Raw genomic sequence first — 18,181 nt, 5'->3', positions numbered from 1 at the left:
AGTCTATGGATCGTCGTCGGGGAACAGAACGCTACGACTGTCACCCGAAGGATCGAATCACGCCGGGACTAGAGGGCGACCTGGGCGAGGATCGGCGTCGTCGGCTGTGGCGAGCCGCCGGCCGGTTCGATGGTCACCGCGAGCACGCTCGACCCGCCCACGTCGTTCACCACCACGGGGGCGGTGTCGTCGCCGGGGATCAGGCCGGCCGGCACGGGTTGGTCGGCACCGCCCACCAACCACAACTGGTAGGTGCTGTCGGCCGGGATCGGAGTGCGCAGATCCCGCAGGAGCGCGACGGCCTGATCGGCGGACTCGGACGTCACCACCGCGATGGTCCCGCGGTCGTCGGCGAGTGGTTCGACGGTCACCGACGCGTCGGCTGCGGTGAGCACTCCGAGCACCTCGCGCTGGGAGTCGCTGAGCGCCGTCGTCGAGGTGGAGGTTTCCGGGGCGGTGGTGCGACCGATGAGCACGCCCGCTCCCAGCGCCACTGCCACCGTCACGGCCGCCGCCGCCAGGATCGCGGTGGCGCGTGCCGGACGCGGTGTGTTGCCATCGGCCCGGTGTTGGCCGCGGGATGATTCGCGGGGCCGCAGTTCGATCGGCGGCGGTGGCACGAGGTCGGTCTCCCCGGATCGGTCCGTGCCGGCCGGAGCGGCAGCGGGTTCCGGATCGATGGCGGCGCCGCTCGCGTTCTGCGGGCCGGGATCGATGCCCGCGGGCATGTAGGCCTCCGGGTTGAGCGCCGCGCCCTCGAAGACGTGATGCAACACCCGGTCCCGGAGTTCGGGCGGCGCGTCGAGCGCATAGGTCGTCGCGAAACCGGCCATGGCCGCGTGGATGTCGGTGATCTGCGCGTCGTAGGCCGCGCGCCGCTGCGGAGACAGGGCGGCTAGTTCCTGTTCGGCTCGGGTCGTCTCGTCGGGGGTCAGCGCGCCGACCGCGAAGAGCTCGACGTGATCGTCGAGCCAGGCGGACCCGCGGTCCCCGGACGTCGTATCGGGTGTGGTCATTGTGGGTTCAGGCGTCCTCGTGCGTCCTCAGGCAATTTCTCAACCGACGCAGGCCATCTCGAATCCGAGACTTGATGGTGGGTAAGGGGGTGTCGGTGTGCCGGGCGACCTCGGGATAGGTCAGGCCTCCGAAGTACGACATCTCGATGCAGCTCCGTTGCAGTTCCGTGAGCGTACCGAGACATGTTCGTAGCGTACGCGCCTCGTCGGTCTGCACAACGACCTCGAGCGGAATGTTCCGCGGTGTCTCCACCGACACCGCGCCGTACTGCGACATCCGCTGTTGTTGCAGCTCCTCGGAGCGCACACGATCGACGGCCCGCCGGTGGGCGATGGTCATCATCCAGGTGATGACCGACCCGCGCCCGGGCTGGTACTCGGCAGCCTTCTGCCAGTACTGCAGGTACGCCTCCTGGACGATCTCCTCGGCGTACTGGCGGTCGCGCACGACCCGGAACGCGAGACCGTAGATGCGCGAACTCGTGAGGTCGTACAGAGTGGAGAACGCGGTTCGATCGCCCGCCGCGGCCGCGGCCAGCAGTTCCCGCAACATCCCTGCCTCGCCCCCGCGTCCGTGGTGCGCGTGGGCGGCCGCGCTGCCATCGTCCGGTGTCACTGGTCCACGGTAACGAACACATGGGGATTTCTCGGCCGATCGTTGATCGCGGGTATGCCGATCGTGAATTCGCACAGCGCTGACTCGGAGGTCATCGATTCGCGGAGCGGCGGTACAGGATGAGCGAGGCAGGTATGCACACCGCCAGTATGACCAGGGCCGAACCCACCGAGTAGCCGACCGCGTGGTCGGCGACCCATCCGGTGGCCTCGGGGAAGGTCGGGGGCGCCTCGTTGCCGAAGAGCTGCCGGGAGGCGGTCGCCACTGCGGTCACCGGATTCCACTCGGCGATCGCACGCAACGGCCCGGGCAGGCTCTGGGCGGAGATGAAGGCGCTCGACAGGAAGGTGACGGGGAACATCCACAGGAAGCCGATGCTCTGCGCGGCTTCGACATTCGGCGCCGCGAGCCCGGTCACCGCACCCACCCACGCCATGGCGAGCGCGAACAGGCCGATGATGCCGAAGGCGAGGGCGGCGTCGCCCGCGCTGCCGTACACGCGCCATCCGATCGCCAGGCCGCAGGCGACCATCACCGCGAGACCGACCACGCCCAGGAGCATGTCGGAGGTGACCCGACCGCTGATGACGCCCAGCCGGGACATCGGCAGCGACCGCAGCCGGTCGACGATGCCGTCGGAGGTGTCGTTCGCCAGACCGACGGTGGTGAAGGCCGCGTTGAACACCACGGTCTGGGTGAAGATGCCGGCCATCAGGAATTCGCGGTAGGAGCCCCCGCCGAAGGTCGCGCCGAAGACGTAGGCGAACAGGAACACGAACATCAGCGGCTGGATGGTGGCACTGATGAGCAGTGTGGGAATTCGCTTGACGGTGAGCAGGTTCCGCTCGACCAGTACTGCGGTGTCAGTGAGCATGGAGTCGATCCGATCGGGTCGTCGGGGCGTGGGAGAGGTCGGGATCGGCGTCGGACACCTTCGGGATGACGGTGGTGTCGGCGTCGGCCGTCGCCTGTGCTCCGGCACCGCGGTCACCGCTGCCGTCGCTCGCCTGCGTGTTCCGCTCCGTGAGCGCCAGGAACACGTCGTCGAGGGTCGGGGTCGCGACGGTGGCGTCGACGACGTCGATGCCGACGGCATCCAGTGCCCGGACGGCGGAGACCGCGCTGCGCGTTCCCTCGTCGACCGGTACCGACCACTTCGTGACTCCGGCAGCCGTCTGCTCGGCGAGGGGTGCGTCGGTGCGGTCCGGGTCGTCGAGTCGTTCGGGCATCCCGAGTCCGACCTCGGCGAGTGTGGTGGCGACCAGCTCGTCGTGGTGGCCGTCGTCCGAACGCACCTCGATGGTGAGGATCGAGGCGCCGGTGGAGGCCTTGAGAGCGGCGGCGCTGCCCTGTGCCCGGATGCTGCCGTGGTCGATGACGGTGATCTCGTCCGCCAGCGCATCGGCCTCTTCGAGGTACTGCGTCGTCAGCAGTACGGTCGCACCGCCCGCGACCTGTTCGGTGATGACCTCCCACATCTGTCGGCGACCTCGCGGATCCAGCCCGGTGGTCGGCTCGTCGAGGATCACCAGTGACGGCCGGTTGATGAGGGCACCGGCGAGGTCGAGCCGCCGGCGCATGCCGCCGGAGTAGGTGCGCATCGGTCGGTCGGCCGCGTCCTGGAGCGCGAGGTCGGCGATCAGTTCGCGCGCCCGCCCGGAGGCCTCGGCCCGCGACAGTCCGTAGAGCTGCCCGACCATCCGCAGGTTCTCGAAACCGGTCAGGTTCCCGTCGACGGCCGCGTACTGGCCGGAGACGCCGATGATCTTGCGGGCGGCACCGGGATCGGCGATGGCGTCGACCCCGTCGACGACGACGGTGCCCTCGTCGGGCTTCATCAGGGTCGCCACGGCGCGGACGGTCGTGGTCTTGCCCGCCCCGTTGGGTCCGAGCAGCGCGTGCACGGTGCCCGCGGGCACCGTGAGGTCCAGGCCGTCGAGGGCGTGAACGCGGCGGCCACGGCCGAACAGGCCGGTGCGGAATGTCTTTCGTAGGCCGCGCAGTTCGAGGGCGTTCGGCGCGGGGGTGACCGTGTCGGTGGACATTCCGCCGGGAGTCGTGGCCGGCGATGCGGTGTCCGCCGAGGTCGTGTCAGCCATACTGTGCCGCCCCATGTGTGACCTCCCTTTCAGTGTTCTGTGAACGTTCCATCGACCGGATCAGACTGGCGGGCCTCATGTCTCGCCAGTTCTCCTCGACGTACTCCAGGCACTCGTCGTGACCCGACGGACCGAACACGACGCGCCAGCCGTCGGGAACGGGGGCGAAGTCCGGCCACAGGGAATGCTGGTTCTCGTGATTGACGAGGACGCGAAAGGTCCCCTCGGTGTCGTCGAACGGGTTCGTCATGATTCCTCCTCCTGTGCTGCGATTCCCGGTGTGCCCGGGCCAGCCTCGATTGCGGTCATCCACTCGGAGACGTTCTCCGGCAGCAACATCCGCGCGTGGGTACTGCTGGCCTCGATCTCGACCACGCGACCGGTGACCTTGGTGTGCCAGCCGGCGGCGGCGGGTGGACCGTCGTGGGCGTCCACGGTCGCGGTGACGAAGGTGAGGTCACCGTCGAAGACGCGGGGCTGCCAGTTCCGCGCCAGCGGTGACGCGTGCCGGAACACCTCGTGGACGGTGGTGAGGGTCTCCTCGGACAGACCGCCGAGTGCTCCGCCCGCGGCGGAGATGATCCGGAACGCGTCGGCGACCGTGGGTTCGGCGGAGTCGCCGTCCGGGGTGACGTCGTCGGGGACGTCGAGTCCGAACTCGCGCATCAGCTCCGCGATCGACGCCTCGGTGTCGAGGTCGGGCCGTTCGGCGACGACATAGCTGTCGAGCAGGACGAGCTGCTCGACGGTCTCGCCGGCCTCCTGCAGCTGAACGGCCATCTCGTGGGCGATCAACCCGCCCAGCGACCAGCCGAGCAGGTGGTAGGGCCCCTCGGGTGCGACCGTGCGCAAGCGCGCGACGTAGACCTCGGCGAGGTCGGCGATCGTGCGCGGGCACGGGTCGCCGGCCAGCGCCGGATGCTGCAGGCCGTAGACCGCGCGGTCGGCGGGCAGGTGGGGAAGCAGCGAGGTGAAGCTCCAGGACAGGCCGATCGCCGGATGCACCACGAACAGTGGTGCGGGAGCGTCGTTTCCGGCGTTCTCCGGGACGCGGCGCAGCGGCAGCAGTGTGTCGAGGCCCGACGTCGACGGACCGTCGGTCCGGTTCGGATCCGCCTCCCCGTCGAGCAGGTCGGCGAGTTCGGCGGGACTCGGAGCCCCGAACAGCGTCTGCGCCGCGACGTGGTGCCCGGTGAGTTCGGTCAGTCTGCTGGTCACCGCGGTGGCCATCAGTGAGTTGCCGCCCAGGTCGAAGAACCCGTCGTCGGCGCCGACGGCGTCGATGTCGACCTCGAGGACCTCGGCGAAGACGCGGGCGACGGTCGCCTCGGTCCCGGGTGCCGGCGCTCTCCCCGAGGCGGACACGGCCGGCGTCGGCAGCGCCGCGCGGTCGAGTTTGCCGGTCGGGGTCAGCGGGATGTCGTCGAGCACGGAGACCGACACGGGCACCATGTGCCGCGGCAGACGACGCGCCACCCGGCGCCGCAGATCCGCGGGGTCCGGATCGGACCCGCGGGTCGCGGTCACGTAGCTGCGCAGGATCGCCGCGGTTCCGGTGCCGTCCACCAGCGTGACGGCGAAGTCGACGTCGGGTTCGGCGGCGAGCGCGTCGTCGATCTCACCCAGTTCGATGCGGAACCCGCGGACCTGGACCTGGGTGTCACTGCGGCCGACGTAGGCGAGCTGCCCGTCGGCGGTCCAGCGGACCAGGTCTCCGGTGCGGTACATCCGCTGCCCGGCGAACCGCGGTCCGGTGACCATCGGAGCCGGGACGAAACGCACGGCGGTGAGCCCGGGTCGACGGTGATAACCGCGCGTGAGCTGGACACCCGTCAGGTACAGGTCCCCGGTGACGCCGGGCGGCACCGGGTGCAGTCGATCGTCGAGGACGAGCGCGCCGACGCCGTTGTTGGGCGTGCCGATGGTCAGCGGGGTGTTCGGGGTCAGCGAACGGCTGCCGGTCGTGATGATCGTCGTCTCGGTGGGGCCGTAGACGTTGATCATCGTGCGACCTGGCGACCAGCGCCGCACGAGATCGGCCCCGTAGGCCTCGCCACCGACTGCGAGAGCGCGCAGGGACGGCACAGCGGCGGGATCCATGCTGGCGACCGCGGCGGGGGTGATGAACGCATGCGTCGCCTGGCGCGCACTGATCACGTCGCTGAGCGCGGTACCGCCGTAGACGTACGGTTCCACGATGGTCAGCGCCGACGAACCGGCCAACGCGAGGAGCATTTCCAGCACCGAGGCATCGAAACTCGGTGAGGCGAAGTGCAACACGCGTGACGTGGGTCCGGGATTCATGCGCTCGGCGAGCTCGTCGTGCACGGCACGCAAGCCGCTGTGCGGGACCAGCACGCCCTTGGGCTTACCGGTCGACCCCGATGTGTAGATGATGTACGCCAACTGATCCGGACGGATCGTCGACTCCCGCTCGGCGTCGGTGATCGGTGCCGGCGACGAATGCTTCATCCGGGTCCGGGTCGGCGCCGCGTCGAGGACCAGGGTCGGTACGTCGTCTCCGGCCGAGCTCTCCCGGATGCGTTCCCAGGCGGACGACGTCGTCACGAGCAGCTGCGCGCCGCTGTCGTCGAGCATGTGCGCGATCCGATCGGCGGGATACTCCGGGTCGATCGGGACATACGCGGCGCCGGCCTTCACGATCGCCCAGATCGCCACCAGGGAATCGATGGAACGGCTGATCGCCATCGCGACCACCGGCTCCCGGGACGACCGGACGTCGGGACCCACGGTTCCCGGCTCGTCGTCCGTCCGTGCGTAGGCGCCGACCCCGCGGCCGAGCAGCACCCGGGCCAGCCGGTTCGAGCGGGCGTCGAGTTCGGCATACGTGAGTGTCTCGGGGGCGTCGCCGTCCCCGGTGGGCTGCCCGATGACGGCGAGTCCGTCCGGGTGACGTCGCACGGCGTCGGCGATCAGCACGTCCAGCGTCGTCGGCGCCTGGCCGCGCGGGCCCAGAGCGGGGGTGCGTTCGGCGACCTCGAGTGGGTCGGTGATGCGGATGTCGCCGATCGCGCGCCCGGGATCGCCGAGCATCCCGCGCAGCACACGCATCAGACGTGTCCCCAGCATCTGGGCGTCGTCGTGGCCGTATCGGGCGGCGTCATAGGTGATCTGGACGGCGGCGTCGGTGTCGGCATCGGTGGCACCCAGGCCGGTGACGGTGAACTGCAGGTCGAACTTGGCTGCGAGTGAATCGAATTCGGCCACCTCGGCGAGGAGTCCGGCGTCCATCGGGACGGCGGCCCCGGCGAGGGAGTCCGCGCTGCCGACCGGCGTCGGTGCGCCGCCGGCGAAGTCGTGCACCGACAGCGCCACCTGGAAGATCGGGTGGCGTCCGTGTGCGCGTTCGGGATTGAGCGCGGACACCACGTCGTCGAACGGCACGCCCCGGTGATCGAGGGCGTCGATGTCGGAGTCGCGGGTACGGCGGACGAGCGCGGCGACGGTCTCCGCGCTGCGCAGGTGGCTCCGCAGCGGCACCATGTTCACGAACATGCCGACCACGCCGCTGTAGTCGCGGTCGACGCCGGCCATCCCGGTGCGGTTGTCGACGGGGCTGCCGATCACCAGATCGTCACCGACCCCGAGGCGGTGCAGCAGGATCGCGAGCGCGGTGTGCATGACGGAGAACGGAGTCGTCGACTGCTCCCGGGCGAAGGCGGTCAGGCCCGCCCTGGTGTGTGCCGGAAGCTTGAGGCTCACCGACCGGGCGCCGGATTCGCGTCGCCCACCGGTCACCGGTTCGACCGTGCTCTCGGCGGGCGCACCCGCGAGGTGCTCGGTCCAGAACCCCAGCTCTTCTCCGGCCGCGGGCGCTGCCGCACTCTCGACGGCGTGGTCGCGGTAGTCGAGTTCGGCTGCCGCCCAGGGCTCGGCGCGGCCGGCGCGTCGTTCGCGGTAGGCCTGGGCCAGGTCGCCGACGAGGATCGGCAGCGACGCGCCGTCGGCCGCGATGTGGTGCACGACGAGCATCAGGACATGCGCGGGATCGTCGTCCCGGGTGCCGGGCTCGACGAGGAGGGACGCCCGGAGCGGGGCCTCGGTGGTCGGGTCGATCGGCGTCGATGCGAGACGCGCGATCTCGCTCATGAGAGCGTCCGTGTCCGCGGGAGCGACCGGGGTCAGCGCGCCGACGACGGCCTCGGGGTCGTCGAGCACCCGGCCGGACGGGGTGCCGTCCGCGGCCTCGAAGACCGTCCGCAGGCTCGTGTGCCGTGCGACGACATCGGTCAGTGCCCCTCGGAGGGAGTCGACGTCGACGTCGCCGGCGAGTCGCAGGACGAAGGGCATGAGGTATTCGGTCGACGCGGGGTCGGCGACCGCCAGCGACCACAGGCGGCGCTGGACCGGTGCGAGCGGGAACGCGTCCCGTCGGACCGGGCGGCCGGTCGCGTCGTCGGCGGTGGCTTCCCAGTCCTCGGGCAGGCTGATGAGGCCGGCGAGCGCCTCGGCGGTCGGGTTGTCGAACACGTCCCGGACGCGGAGCCGGCCGTCGATCGACGCCCGGTTGATCCGGCTGACCAGCGTCGTCGCCTGCAGCGAAGTGCCGCCCAGCAGGAAGAAGTCGTCGGTGGCCCCCACCTCGTCAGGGGCGAGCCCGAGCACGTCGGCGACGATCTCGACCAGCGCGGTCTCGGCGTCGGTCCGCGGCGCGCGGCCGGCGGACGAGATGCTGCTCGCCGAGGGTTCCGGCAGCGCCCGGCGGTCGAGCTTGCCGTTGCCGGTCAACGGGATCTCGTCCAGCACGACGATCGCGGACGGGACCATGTGGCGGGGGAGCCTGCGGCGCATGTCCTCGAGAACCGTTGCGGTGTCCAGGGTCCCGCCCGAGCTGGTGACGTATCCGACCAGGGTGGCCGATGCGCTCTCGCCGCGGACGACGGTGGTGGCGAAGTCGACTCCGTCGACGGCCGCCAGCGCGGCGCTCACCTCGTCGAGTTCGATGCGGAAACCGCGAACCTTCACCTGGTTGTCGCTGCGTCCGTGGTAGGTCAGCGCGCCCGCGGCATCGCGGTGGACGATGTCGCCGGTGCGGTACATGACGGACCCGCGGCCGACCGGGGACGCCACGAATCGTCCGGCGGTCAGGCTCCGCCGGCCCAGGTAGCCGCGTGCCACTCCCGGTCCGGCGAGGTAGAGCTCGCCGGGGACGTGGTCGGGCAGCGGGCGCAGCCGGTGGTCGAGGACGAGTGCGGTGCACTCGTGGACCGGTGTGCCGATGGTGATCGGGTCACCCGGGTGCAGTGGCGTCGACATCGCGGCGACGATGGTCGTCTCGGTGGGTCCGTAGCAGTTGATGTAGCGTCGGCCGGTTCCCCAGCGCGCCACCAGCTCCGGGGTGCTCGCCTCGCCGCCCACACCCAGGGTCCGCAGGTGGGGCAGCGGATGCGGCGCGGCGGCGGCGAGCGCCGACGGGGTGATGAACGCGTGGGTCACCTCCCGTTCGTCGAGGAACTCGACGAGTTCGTCTCCGCCGTAGATCGTGGTCGGCGCGACCACCATCGTCGCGCCGGACTCGACCGCGAGGAGGAACTCCAGCATCGATGCGTCGAACGAGGGCGAGGCGAACAGCAGGGTGCGGTCACCGGGGCCGACCTCGTACCGTTCCCGCTGGCTCGCCGCGAACGCGGCCAGGCCGCGATGGGTCACGCTGACGCCCTTGGGTTTTCCGGTGGATCCCGAGGTGTAGACGATGTAGGCGACCGAATCCGGGTGCCGCACCGGGGAACCCAACGCCGAGCGCTCGCTCGTGCACAGGTCCTGCGGGGTGAGCCACCAGATGTCGTGCGGCACATCGCGGCGGTGATCGGAGCCGCTGATGCCCAGGATGGCCCCGGAATCGGCGATCATGTGCGCGATCCGTTCGGCCGGGTAGCGCATGTCGACCGGCAGGGCGGCGGCACCGGACTTGGCCACCGCCCATGTGGCGATCACCGACTCCAGGCTGCGATCGACGGCGATCGCGATCACGTCCTCAGGTCCGACCCCGAGATCGCGCAGCACGCGGGCCCAGCGAGCGGAGATCTGGTCGATCTCGGCGTAGGTGAGGGTGCGGTCGCCGTCCTCGATGGCGACTCGATCGGAGTGATCGATGACGGTGTCGGCGATGATGTCGGCGAGGTGTCTCGGCTCGACGGTCCGGTCGTCGTGGACATCGGCGTCGATGGTGTTCGCGAGATCGTCGCCGACGGCGAGGTCGTCGAGAGGTGTGGACGGGTCCGCGGCGACCGTACGCGCGAGGTCGACGAACATCCGGGCCAGTTCGGTGACACGCTCGGAACTGTGGACGTCGGTCGCATAGGTGAACCGCGCGCGCCCGTTGCGGATTCGCAGCTCGAGGTCGAATCGCACACCCTCGGTGTCGATCTCCTCGGCGACGATCTGCAGGCCGGGCAGGTCCACTCTGGTGTGGTCCGGCTCGAGGGTGTCGGAGACTCCGGCGTCGAAGGCCAGGGCGATCTGGAAGACCGGATGCCGGTCCGTACGAGGCGGATTGAGCATCGAGACGATCTGCTCGAACGGCATGTCGGCGGCCGAGAGTGCTTCGAGATCACGGTTGCGGACGGAGTCGAGTAATGTCGCGAACCCCTGACTCCCGTCGACCGGGGTCCGGAGGACGACGGAGTTCACGAACATGCCGACGATCTCGGCCAGGCGGGGGTCGGCGCGTCCGGCGACCGGGGTGCCGATGACGATGTCCGATGCCGAGCCGGCGACGTGCACCTGGGGGTCGGCATTCAGCCGGTGCAGCAGGGCGGCGAACACCGCGTGCACGCACATGAACTCGGTCGCCCGGCCGTTGCCCAGGGCGCTGAGGCGGTTGCGCAGCCCGGCGTCGAACTCGACCTCGACGACACCCGCGGTCCGGGCCACCCCGGCCGGTGCGTCGGGTACGAGGATCGGTCCGACATCGAGGCCGTCGAGGTCCTCTCGCCACCGCTCGGCCAGATCCGGCCGGGTGTCGAGGTACTGCGCCTGCCAGCGCAGGTAGTCACGGTAGTCCAGGGCCCCGGGGGTGGTGGTGACCGTGGGTTCGGTGCCGTTCTCGGCGGCGGTATGCAGCTCGGCGTACGCGCGGGTGATGTCGCGGTGCAGCGGCACCATCGACCAGCCGTCGGCGGCGATGTGGTGGATGACGAGGGTCAGCTTGTGGTGTGCCGCGTCGCCGTCGATCCGGTGCAGGGCGACCCGCAGCGGCACGTCGGCGGTGAGGTCGAACGGACGGCGGGCCAGCGCCTGCGCGAGCTCCGGCCAGTCGGTCGCGGTCGTCTCGGCGACGGTGAGGTCGGTGTGCGCCTCGTCGACGGGACGCACGTCGAGGACGGGTCGTCCGTCGTGTTCGGGGTAGACCGTGCGCAGCATCTCGTGGCGTCCGACGGCGTACCGGAGTGCGCCGGACAGCGCTGCCACGTCGAGGTCGCCGCGGAGATCCAGAGCGAAGGCGATGGCGTAATCGGCGGTCGGCGAGCTGTTCTCGACCTCCACGCGGCGTTCACCGGCGTCGGAACCGGCCGCGAGCTGGTTGAGGAACCACAACTGCTGCTGGGCGGGCCCGGGATGGGCCGGGCGGTCCGGATCGTGCCGCAGGTCGGGCAGGGTGCGCGTTTCGACGACAGATGTGTCGCCCGTGTCGGTGCCGCCGAGCCGGGCGATGCCGGCGACGGTCGAGTGGTCGAAGACCTCGCGGACGGGGATGCGACGCCCGGTGAGGTTCTCGAGCGCGCCGACGATCTGGGTGGCCAGCAGCGAGTTGCCGCCGAGATCGAAGAAGTCGTGATCGCGCCCGATGGTGCCGGGTTCGAGCTCGAGACGCTCGGCGATGAGGTCGGCGACGGCCCGCTCGATCGGGGTTCGCGGCGCGACGAACGCGACGTCTCCGCCGACCGACGCGGCTTCCGGCGCCGGCAGTGCCCGGAGGTCGACCTTGCCGATCGGGGTCGTGGGGATCTCGTCGAGTTCGATGATGGCGGACGGGATCATGTGCCGAGGGAGCCGTTGCGCCAACCGGTCCCGCACCGCCGCGGCCTGACCGTGCTCGCCGTCGGTGACCGTCACGTACGACACGAGATGCGCGCGGTCGCCTTCGCCGTGCGTGGTGGTGACGGCGGCACGGACAGCATCGTCGGCGACGAGGGCGGCATCGATCTCACCGAGTTCGATGCGATGCCCGCGGATCTTGGTCTGGTGGTCGGCGCGCCCGCGGAACTCGAGTTCGTGGTCGGGGGTCCAGCGCACGAGGTCCCCGGTGCGGTACATCCGCTCACCGGGATCGCCGTACGGGTTGGCGATGAACCGCTTCGACGTCAAGGGCCGGACACCGTGGTAACCGCGGGCGAGATGCTCACCGGCGATGTACAACTCGCCGATCGCGCCGGGGGCCACCGGGCGCAGGCGCTCGTCGAGCACCACCGCGGAGATGCCGCGGATGGGCCGGCCGATCGTGAGCGTCGTGTAGTCGGGGCTGATCGGCGACGACACCGCGGCGACGACGGTGGTCTCGGTGGGACCGTAGGCGTTGAACAGCTGCGGGCCGCTCGACCAGGTGCGCACCACCTCGGAGTTCGGGTGCTCGCCGCCGATGACGAGAGCCTCCAGGTCGGGGACGTCGTCCGGGGACATGGTCGTCAACACCGACGGGGTCAGGAACGCGTGCGTGATCCGCGCCTCGCGCATGAGCTCGGCGAGCTCGGCGCCGCCGACTATTCCCGGCGGGACGATGTGCATCGTCGACCCGGCGGAGACGGCCATCAGGATCTCCAGCACCGACGCGTCGAAGCTCGGCGAGGCCATGTGCATCGTCCGGCTCCGGGGGGTGATCCCGTACTGGGTGACCTGCTGCGCGCCGAAGTCGGCGAGTCCGCGGTGGCTGACCACCACGCCCTTCGGTGTGCCGGTGGTGCCGGAGGTGTAGATCAGGTAGGCGGGCTGGTCGACGTCGAGGACACCGAGGCGGTCCGAATCGGCCACGGGGGCGGGCGATTCGGCGTCGATGCGGTCGCGGGTGGCCGGGTCGTCGAGCACGACGGTCGTGATCTCGCCGCCGGCGCGTGGATCGGACGCGCTGTCGGTGACGAGCAGCTGCGTCCCCGAGTCGGTCAGCATGTGTTCGATGCGAGCCGCCGGGTAGGCGGGATCGACCGGGACCCAGGCTGCGCCGGTGCGGGCGATCGCCCACATCGTGGTCATCCACTCCACGCCACGCGGGAGGGCCACGGCCACATGACGTTCGGGACCGGCCCCGCCCTCGATGAGCAACCGCGCGAGCCGGTTCGACGCCGCGTCGAGCTCTCGATAGGTCAGCGACCGGGTGCCGTCGGTGACCGCGATGCGGTGCGGCGAGGACTCCGCGGCCGCGGACAGCAGCCGCGTCAGGTGCTCCACGGGGCGGCTGCCCTCGCCGACGGCCGGCACGAGGTCGAGACGCTCGTGCAGGTCGAGGACGGGCAGGTCGCCGACGGGTGTGCCCGGGTCGGCGGTCGCGGCGTCGAGCAGACGGATCAGGCGCGAGCCCAGCCCGGCCACCGTGTCCCGGTCGAACAGTGCGGTGGCATAACCGATCTCGAGGGTGAGTCCGGTCGGTTCGCCGGTCGCCCCGCGCACCTCGGTGAAGGTGAACTGCAGGTCGAAGGTGGTGCGGCCGGTGTCCACACGGGACGCGGTCGCCGCGAGCCCGGCGAAGTCGAGGCGGATCGCGGAGCGGTCCTCCAGGGCCAGCGACACCTGGAAGAACGGGTGGACGTTGCCCGAACGGACCGGGTTCAGCTCCGTCACGAGACGGTCGAACGGCATGTCGGCGTTGTCGAACGCGTTCAGGTCGGTGTCCCGCACCCGGGCGACCAGATCCGCGAACGGCAAGTCCTTGTCGACGTCGGTGCGCAACGCGAGCGTGTTGACGAACATGCCGACGAGGTCGTCGAGGTCGGCCTCGCCGCGCCCGGACACCGGTGTGCCGACGATGACATCGGAGGTCTGCGCGAGGGATCGCAGCAGGAGCGCGACCGATGCGTGGAGCACCATGAACACGGTGGCGTCGGCATCGGCGGCGACGGTCCGGATCGCGCCGTAGGTGTCGGTGTCGATCGTCGACGTCACCGACGAGCCGGACCGGCCGGTGACCTCGGAGTCCCGGGTCCGGGGCCGGTCGAGGGGCAGTTCGGTCTCGCCCGGCGACCCGTCGAGCGTGCTCCGCCAGAAGTCGAGTTCGGCCGCGGCGTGGGGACTCTCGTCGAGCCAGGCGTGACGCGCGGCGCTGGTCTGCGAGTAGGTGACCGGCAGTTCGGCCCAGGTGGGCTCGTTCCCGTCGCGACGTGCTCGATAGGCGGTGGCCAGGTCACCGGCGAGGGGTGCCAGCGACCAGCCGTCGGCCGCGATGTGATGGACGACCATCGTCAGGCGGTGATCGTCGTCGGCGGTGCGGACGAGGCGCGCGCGAACGGGGATCTCGGCGGCCAGGTCGAAGGGGATCGAGGCGAAGTCGCGATCCGGGCACTGCGCGATGTCGGCGGTCGCGAGGACCGGCAGGTCGACGTCGACCGTATCCGGATCGGCCGCGGAGATGCATGCCACACCGTCGATCTCGGCGACGACGCTGCGCAGCGGCTCGTGTCGGCGGACCACGTCGACGAGCGCCGCGCGGAGCGCATCGGTGTCGAGGGCGCCGACGAAGCGGACGGTGAACGGCATGTTGTAGGTGGCCGCGGACGCCGGGTCCAGTCGGGTCGCCAGCCACAGGCGGTGCTGGGCGGGGGACAGCGGCACGGCTCCGGATGCGGTCCGGCCGGCGGTGTCGTCGGCCCCGGTGGGACCCGTGGCGGCCGGATGGTCGGAGTCGACGCCGAGGTCGGTGAGCGTGGCGACGATGCCGGCGAGGTCGTCGGCGTCGAACACCGTGCGGATCCCGATCCGGTTGCCGGTCGCCCGGGACAGGCGCGACGCCATCCGCGTGGCCGACAGCGACGATCCGCCGATCTCGAAGAAGTTGTCGCTCAGCGAGACCGACGCCGACCCGGCATGCGGGGAACGCCCGGACCGGCGGCCGGATGCGTCGTCCTCCAGATCCAGCACATCGGCGACGGTGGTGACGACGAGGCGTTCGAGCGCGGTACGGGCGGGCGCGAACTCGCGGTGGGTCCGTAGGTCCGGCCGGGGCAGGGCGCGGCGGTCGAGCTTGCCGTTGGCGGTGGTGGGCAGGGAGTCGAGGACCATGATCGCGGTGGGGATCATGTGATCCGGTAGCGCGGTGCGGAGTTCGGCACGCAGGTCACGGTCGGCGAGTCCGGTGCCGGTGACGTAGCCGACGATCGCGGCTTCGCCGGCGACCAGGTCGTCGCGGATCACCACGCCGGCGGCGGTGACGTCGTCGAGGGCACTGAGCGTCGATTCGATCTCACCCAGCTCGACGCGCTGGCCGCGGATCTTCACCTGGGAGTCGGTGCGGCCGAGGTACTCCAGCTCGCCCGTGGCGTTCAGGCGGACGAGATCGCCGGTGCGGTAGAGCCGTTCGCCCGGGGTCTCGGGCGAGGCGACGAAACGCGACGCGGTCAGGTCCGCGCGTGACCGGTAGCCGCGGGCCAGCTGGACACCGCCGAGATAGAGTTCGCCGATCGCGCCGGGCGGCTGCGGCCGCAGGCGGTGGTCGAGCACGTGGACGCTGGTGTTCCACACCGGGGAACCGATGGGGATCACCGAGAGGTCCGCGCGGCAGTCGTCGTGATGGGTGACATCGATCGCGGCTTCGGTGGGACCGTAGAGGTTGTGGATCGGCGCGGCGGTCAGCGTCGCCGTGGCGCCGACGGTCGAGGGCGTCAGAGCCTCACCGCTGGTGAAGATCTGACGCAGGCTCGCCAGCATCGAGGAGTCGTCGGTGTCGAGAGCCGCGGTGAAGGCGGCCAGCATCGAGGGGACGAAGTGCACGGTGGTGACGCGGTGTTCGGCGATCACGTCGCGCAGGTACCACGGGTCGCGGTGTCCGTCGGCACTCGGCACGACGAGCGCGGCGCCGGTGGTGAAGGGCCAGAAGAACTCCCACACCGACACGTCGAAGGTGGACGGGGTCTTCTGCAGCACCCGATCATCGGCGTCGAGTGCATAGCGGGACTGCATCCACGCGAGGCGGTTGACGATGGCGCGGTGGGTGATGACCACGCCCTTGGGCTTTCCGGTGGAGCCCGAGGTGAACAGCACATATGCGGCCGCGTCGGGACCCGGGCGCGCCGGAGCGGCCCCATCGGCGTCCTCGTCGGCGCGCAGGTCGGCGAGCACCGCGTCGGTGATGACGAGATCGGGCGAGGCCACCTCGAGAATGTGGCCGAGGCGATCGGCGGGTTCGGCCGGGTCGATCGGCAGGAACGCGGCGCCGGCACGGATGACGGCGTGCAGAGCCAGGACCTGGTCGGTGCTGCGGTGCAGTTGGACACCGACGACGCTCTCGGGGCCGATCCCGCGACGCGTGAGCGCCGCAGCGATCTGTGTTGCTGCGCGGGCGAACTCGCGATGGGTGAGCGAGTGCCCATCCTGTGCATCGGTCACCGCGGTGGCGTCGGGGTGGGCGGCGGCTCCCCCGTCGAGCAGGTCGACGAGCGTTGTGTCGCCGTGGTCGACCTGTTCCCCGGTCATGTGCTCGGGGAGCGTCGCGCGCTCGGCGTCGGTGAGAACGTGCAGGTGCGAGACCCTCGTGTCGTCCGGTGCGCTGACGAACGCCGTCACGAAGTCCACCAGGCGCCGGTGATGGGTGGTGATCTCCTCGGCCGGGTAGATGTTCGGGTTCGCCTCGAGGTCCAGGGTCATGCCGCCGTCGAGGCTGTCGTAGACGTTGACCGACAGGTCCTCGATCGGGCCGGTGGACAGGACGTGCAGTTCGCCTTCCAGCGGGCCGAAGTCGATGTGCTGGAAGAACAGCATGACGTTGACGAGCGGGCCGAAGAATCCTCGTCGCGCGCCGGCCGCCCCGAGGATCTGAGAGGTGATGTCCTCATGCCGGAACTTCTGGTGCCGGACGGCGACCTTGATCTCGGAGTTGGCCGATCTCAGCAGATCGGCCAGCGTGGCCGTGTCGTCGCCGAGCGCGATGCGCAGCGGGATGACGTTGGAGGTCAGACCCGCCGAGGTGCGGAGGACATCGCGATCGCGAGCCGCGACCGGGAGACTCAACATCGCTTCGTCGCGGTCGGTGTACCGCGCGACGTAGGCGGCGACGGCGGCGGTGATGACCGAGGCAGGCCGTACCCGGTGGGTGCGGCCCAGCTCGCGGATGCGGGCGACGAGCGTGTCGTCGAGGACCGCCGAGCGAACGTCCGACAGCGGGGCGGCGGATGCCGAAAGGTTGGTGAGAGTAGTCATTTCGGGCATGTCGGCCAGATGCGACGCCCAGTGCTCACGGTCCTCGACGAACTTGGACGACGCGCGGTACTCACGGTCGAACTCGGCGATGTCGAGCATCGACGCGGTGTCCGCGATCGGGGGAGGGGTTCCGTTCACGATCGCCGTGTAGTGCGCGGCGACGCGCAACATCATGTACATCGCGGCATAACCGTCGAAGCCGATGTGGTGCCCGTGGCAGTACCAGATCGAGTGTCCCGGGCCGATTTTGAGCAGATGGGTCTCGAGGATCCGATCGGCGAACACGTCTGAACTGGCGCTTCGTCTGCGATCGATCCAGGCCAGTGCAGCCGCGCGCGGGTCCGCCGCGTCGGAGAAGTCCTGACGTCCGAGCACCACGCCCTGCGACCGGTCGATCACCATCAGCGGTTCGCCGTCGTCGGTGGGGATGAGCCTCAGCATGGGGGCTTCGGTCTCGCGCTCGGTCAGCGTGACCGCCCGCTGCATGATGTCCGGATCGACGTCCACGAGGGGGTCGGCACCGTCCCCGGCCCGCGGACCCGATGTGTCGCCGCGGAATTCGACGTACGCGTCGATGGTCATCGGCACGTCCGGCTCGAGTTGCTGGGCGTAGAAGATGCCGCGCTGTGCGGCTGTCATCGGGATCGTCAGGCCGGTGTCGATGTCGGTAGCAATGGTGTTCCGGACCGCGTCGTCTGTGGTCACGCGTGCCTCCCCTGTGAGTGCGCCCGCACGGCAGCGTCGAACCCGGATGTGAGTGGGTTTCGAACTCCGGTCCACGAACTCGGGGCGGGTGGCCCGGAGTCGTGAACTCGCCGTCAGGCCCGCGGTTGTCGGACTGAACTGCGGAGCCGGGGAGCCTGGTGATCGTTCGGCTCACGATCGGCAGCCGAGATACCCCCGGTGCTGACACGCCCCCCGTGTTTCGCTCCCTCCCGGCGCGCGCTGGTTGCGCCGGGCGGGCTTGTATCTTTGGTCGATCTCGTCTCATGGGTGCTTCGCGTGGCGGTGCACCGCAGATTGGTCAGTGACCGAAAAAACTTTCCCGGCCCGGCGCCATCCGAAACCCGGGGCCGATGGCAGGGGCATCG

6 protein-coding genes are annotated in these 18,181 nt (G+C 70.3%); all 6 read right to left on the bottom strand.

Annotated features, from left to right (window positions below; all coding sequences use genetic code 11):
- Nucleotides 1–68 precede the first annotated feature (68 nt).
- Nucleotides 69–1,016: an anti-sigma factor gene (locus tag KTR9_RS19715; protein ID WP_014927836.1), complete on the bottom strand. Its 948-nt coding sequence runs from the start codon at nucleotides 1,014–1,016 to the stop codon at nucleotides 69–71.
- Between the two features lie 7 nt (nucleotides 1,017–1,023).
- Nucleotides 1,024–1,632: an ECF RNA polymerase sigma factor SigK gene (gene sigK / locus KTR9_RS19710; RefSeq protein WP_010842244.1), complete on the bottom strand. Its 609-nt coding sequence runs from the start codon at nucleotides 1,630–1,632 to the stop codon at nucleotides 1,024–1,026.
- Between the two features lie 91 nt (nucleotides 1,633–1,723).
- Nucleotides 1,724–2,506 (bottom strand): ABC transporter permease, encoded by a 783-nt coding sequence (locus tag KTR9_RS19705; RefSeq protein WP_010842243.1) that lies wholly within the window; start codon nucleotides 2,504–2,506, stop codon nucleotides 1,724–1,726.
- Nucleotides 2,496–3,746: an ABC transporter ATP-binding protein gene (locus KTR9_RS19700; RefSeq protein WP_014927834.1), complete on the bottom strand. Its 1,251-nt coding sequence runs from the start codon at nucleotides 3,744–3,746 to the stop codon at nucleotides 2,496–2,498. The genes KTR9_RS19705 and KTR9_RS19700 overlap by 11 nt, the downstream gene beginning before the upstream one ends.
- The gene (locus KTR9_RS19695) at nucleotides 3,724–3,981 is read right to left on the bottom strand and encodes an MbtH family protein (RefSeq protein WP_010842241.1); all 258 of its coding nucleotides are present in this window, start codon (nucleotides 3,979–3,981) and stop codon (nucleotides 3,724–3,726) included. Before KTR9_RS19695 ends, KTR9_RS19700 begins: the two co-directional genes overlap by 23 nt.
- Nucleotides 3,978–17,795 (bottom strand): non-ribosomal peptide synthetase, encoded by a 13,818-nt coding sequence (locus KTR9_RS19690; RefSeq protein WP_044507138.1) that lies wholly within the window; start codon nucleotides 17,793–17,795, stop codon nucleotides 3,978–3,980. Before KTR9_RS19690 ends, KTR9_RS19695 begins: the two co-directional genes overlap by 4 nt.
- Between the last annotated feature and the right edge of the window lie 386 nt (nucleotides 17,796–18,181).

The sequence above is a fragment of the Gordonia sp. KTR9 genome, assembly GCF_000143885.2.
Lineage (GTDB): Bacteria > Actinomycetota > Actinomycetes > Mycobacteriales > Mycobacteriaceae > Gordonia.
Note: the sequence above shows the minus strand (reverse complement) of the source record. Positions and strands in the feature narration are given on the sequence as shown.

Coding starts and splice junctions, on each gene's coding strand:
- KTR9_RS19700 (WP_014927834.1), bottom strand. CDS start 3,746: ATGGGGCGGCACAGTATGGCTGACACGACCTCGGCGGACACCGCATCG.
- KTR9_RS19715 (WP_014927836.1), bottom strand. CDS start 1,016: ATGACCACACCCGATACGACGTCCGGGGACCGCGGGTCCGCCTGGCTC.
- KTR9_RS19695 (WP_010842241.1), bottom strand. CDS start 3,981: ATGACGAACCCGTTCGACGACACCGAGGGGACCTTTCGCGTCCTCGTC.
- KTR9_RS19705 (WP_010842243.1), bottom strand. CDS start 2,506: ATGCTCACTGACACCGCAGTACTGGTCGAGCGGAACCTGCTCACCGTC.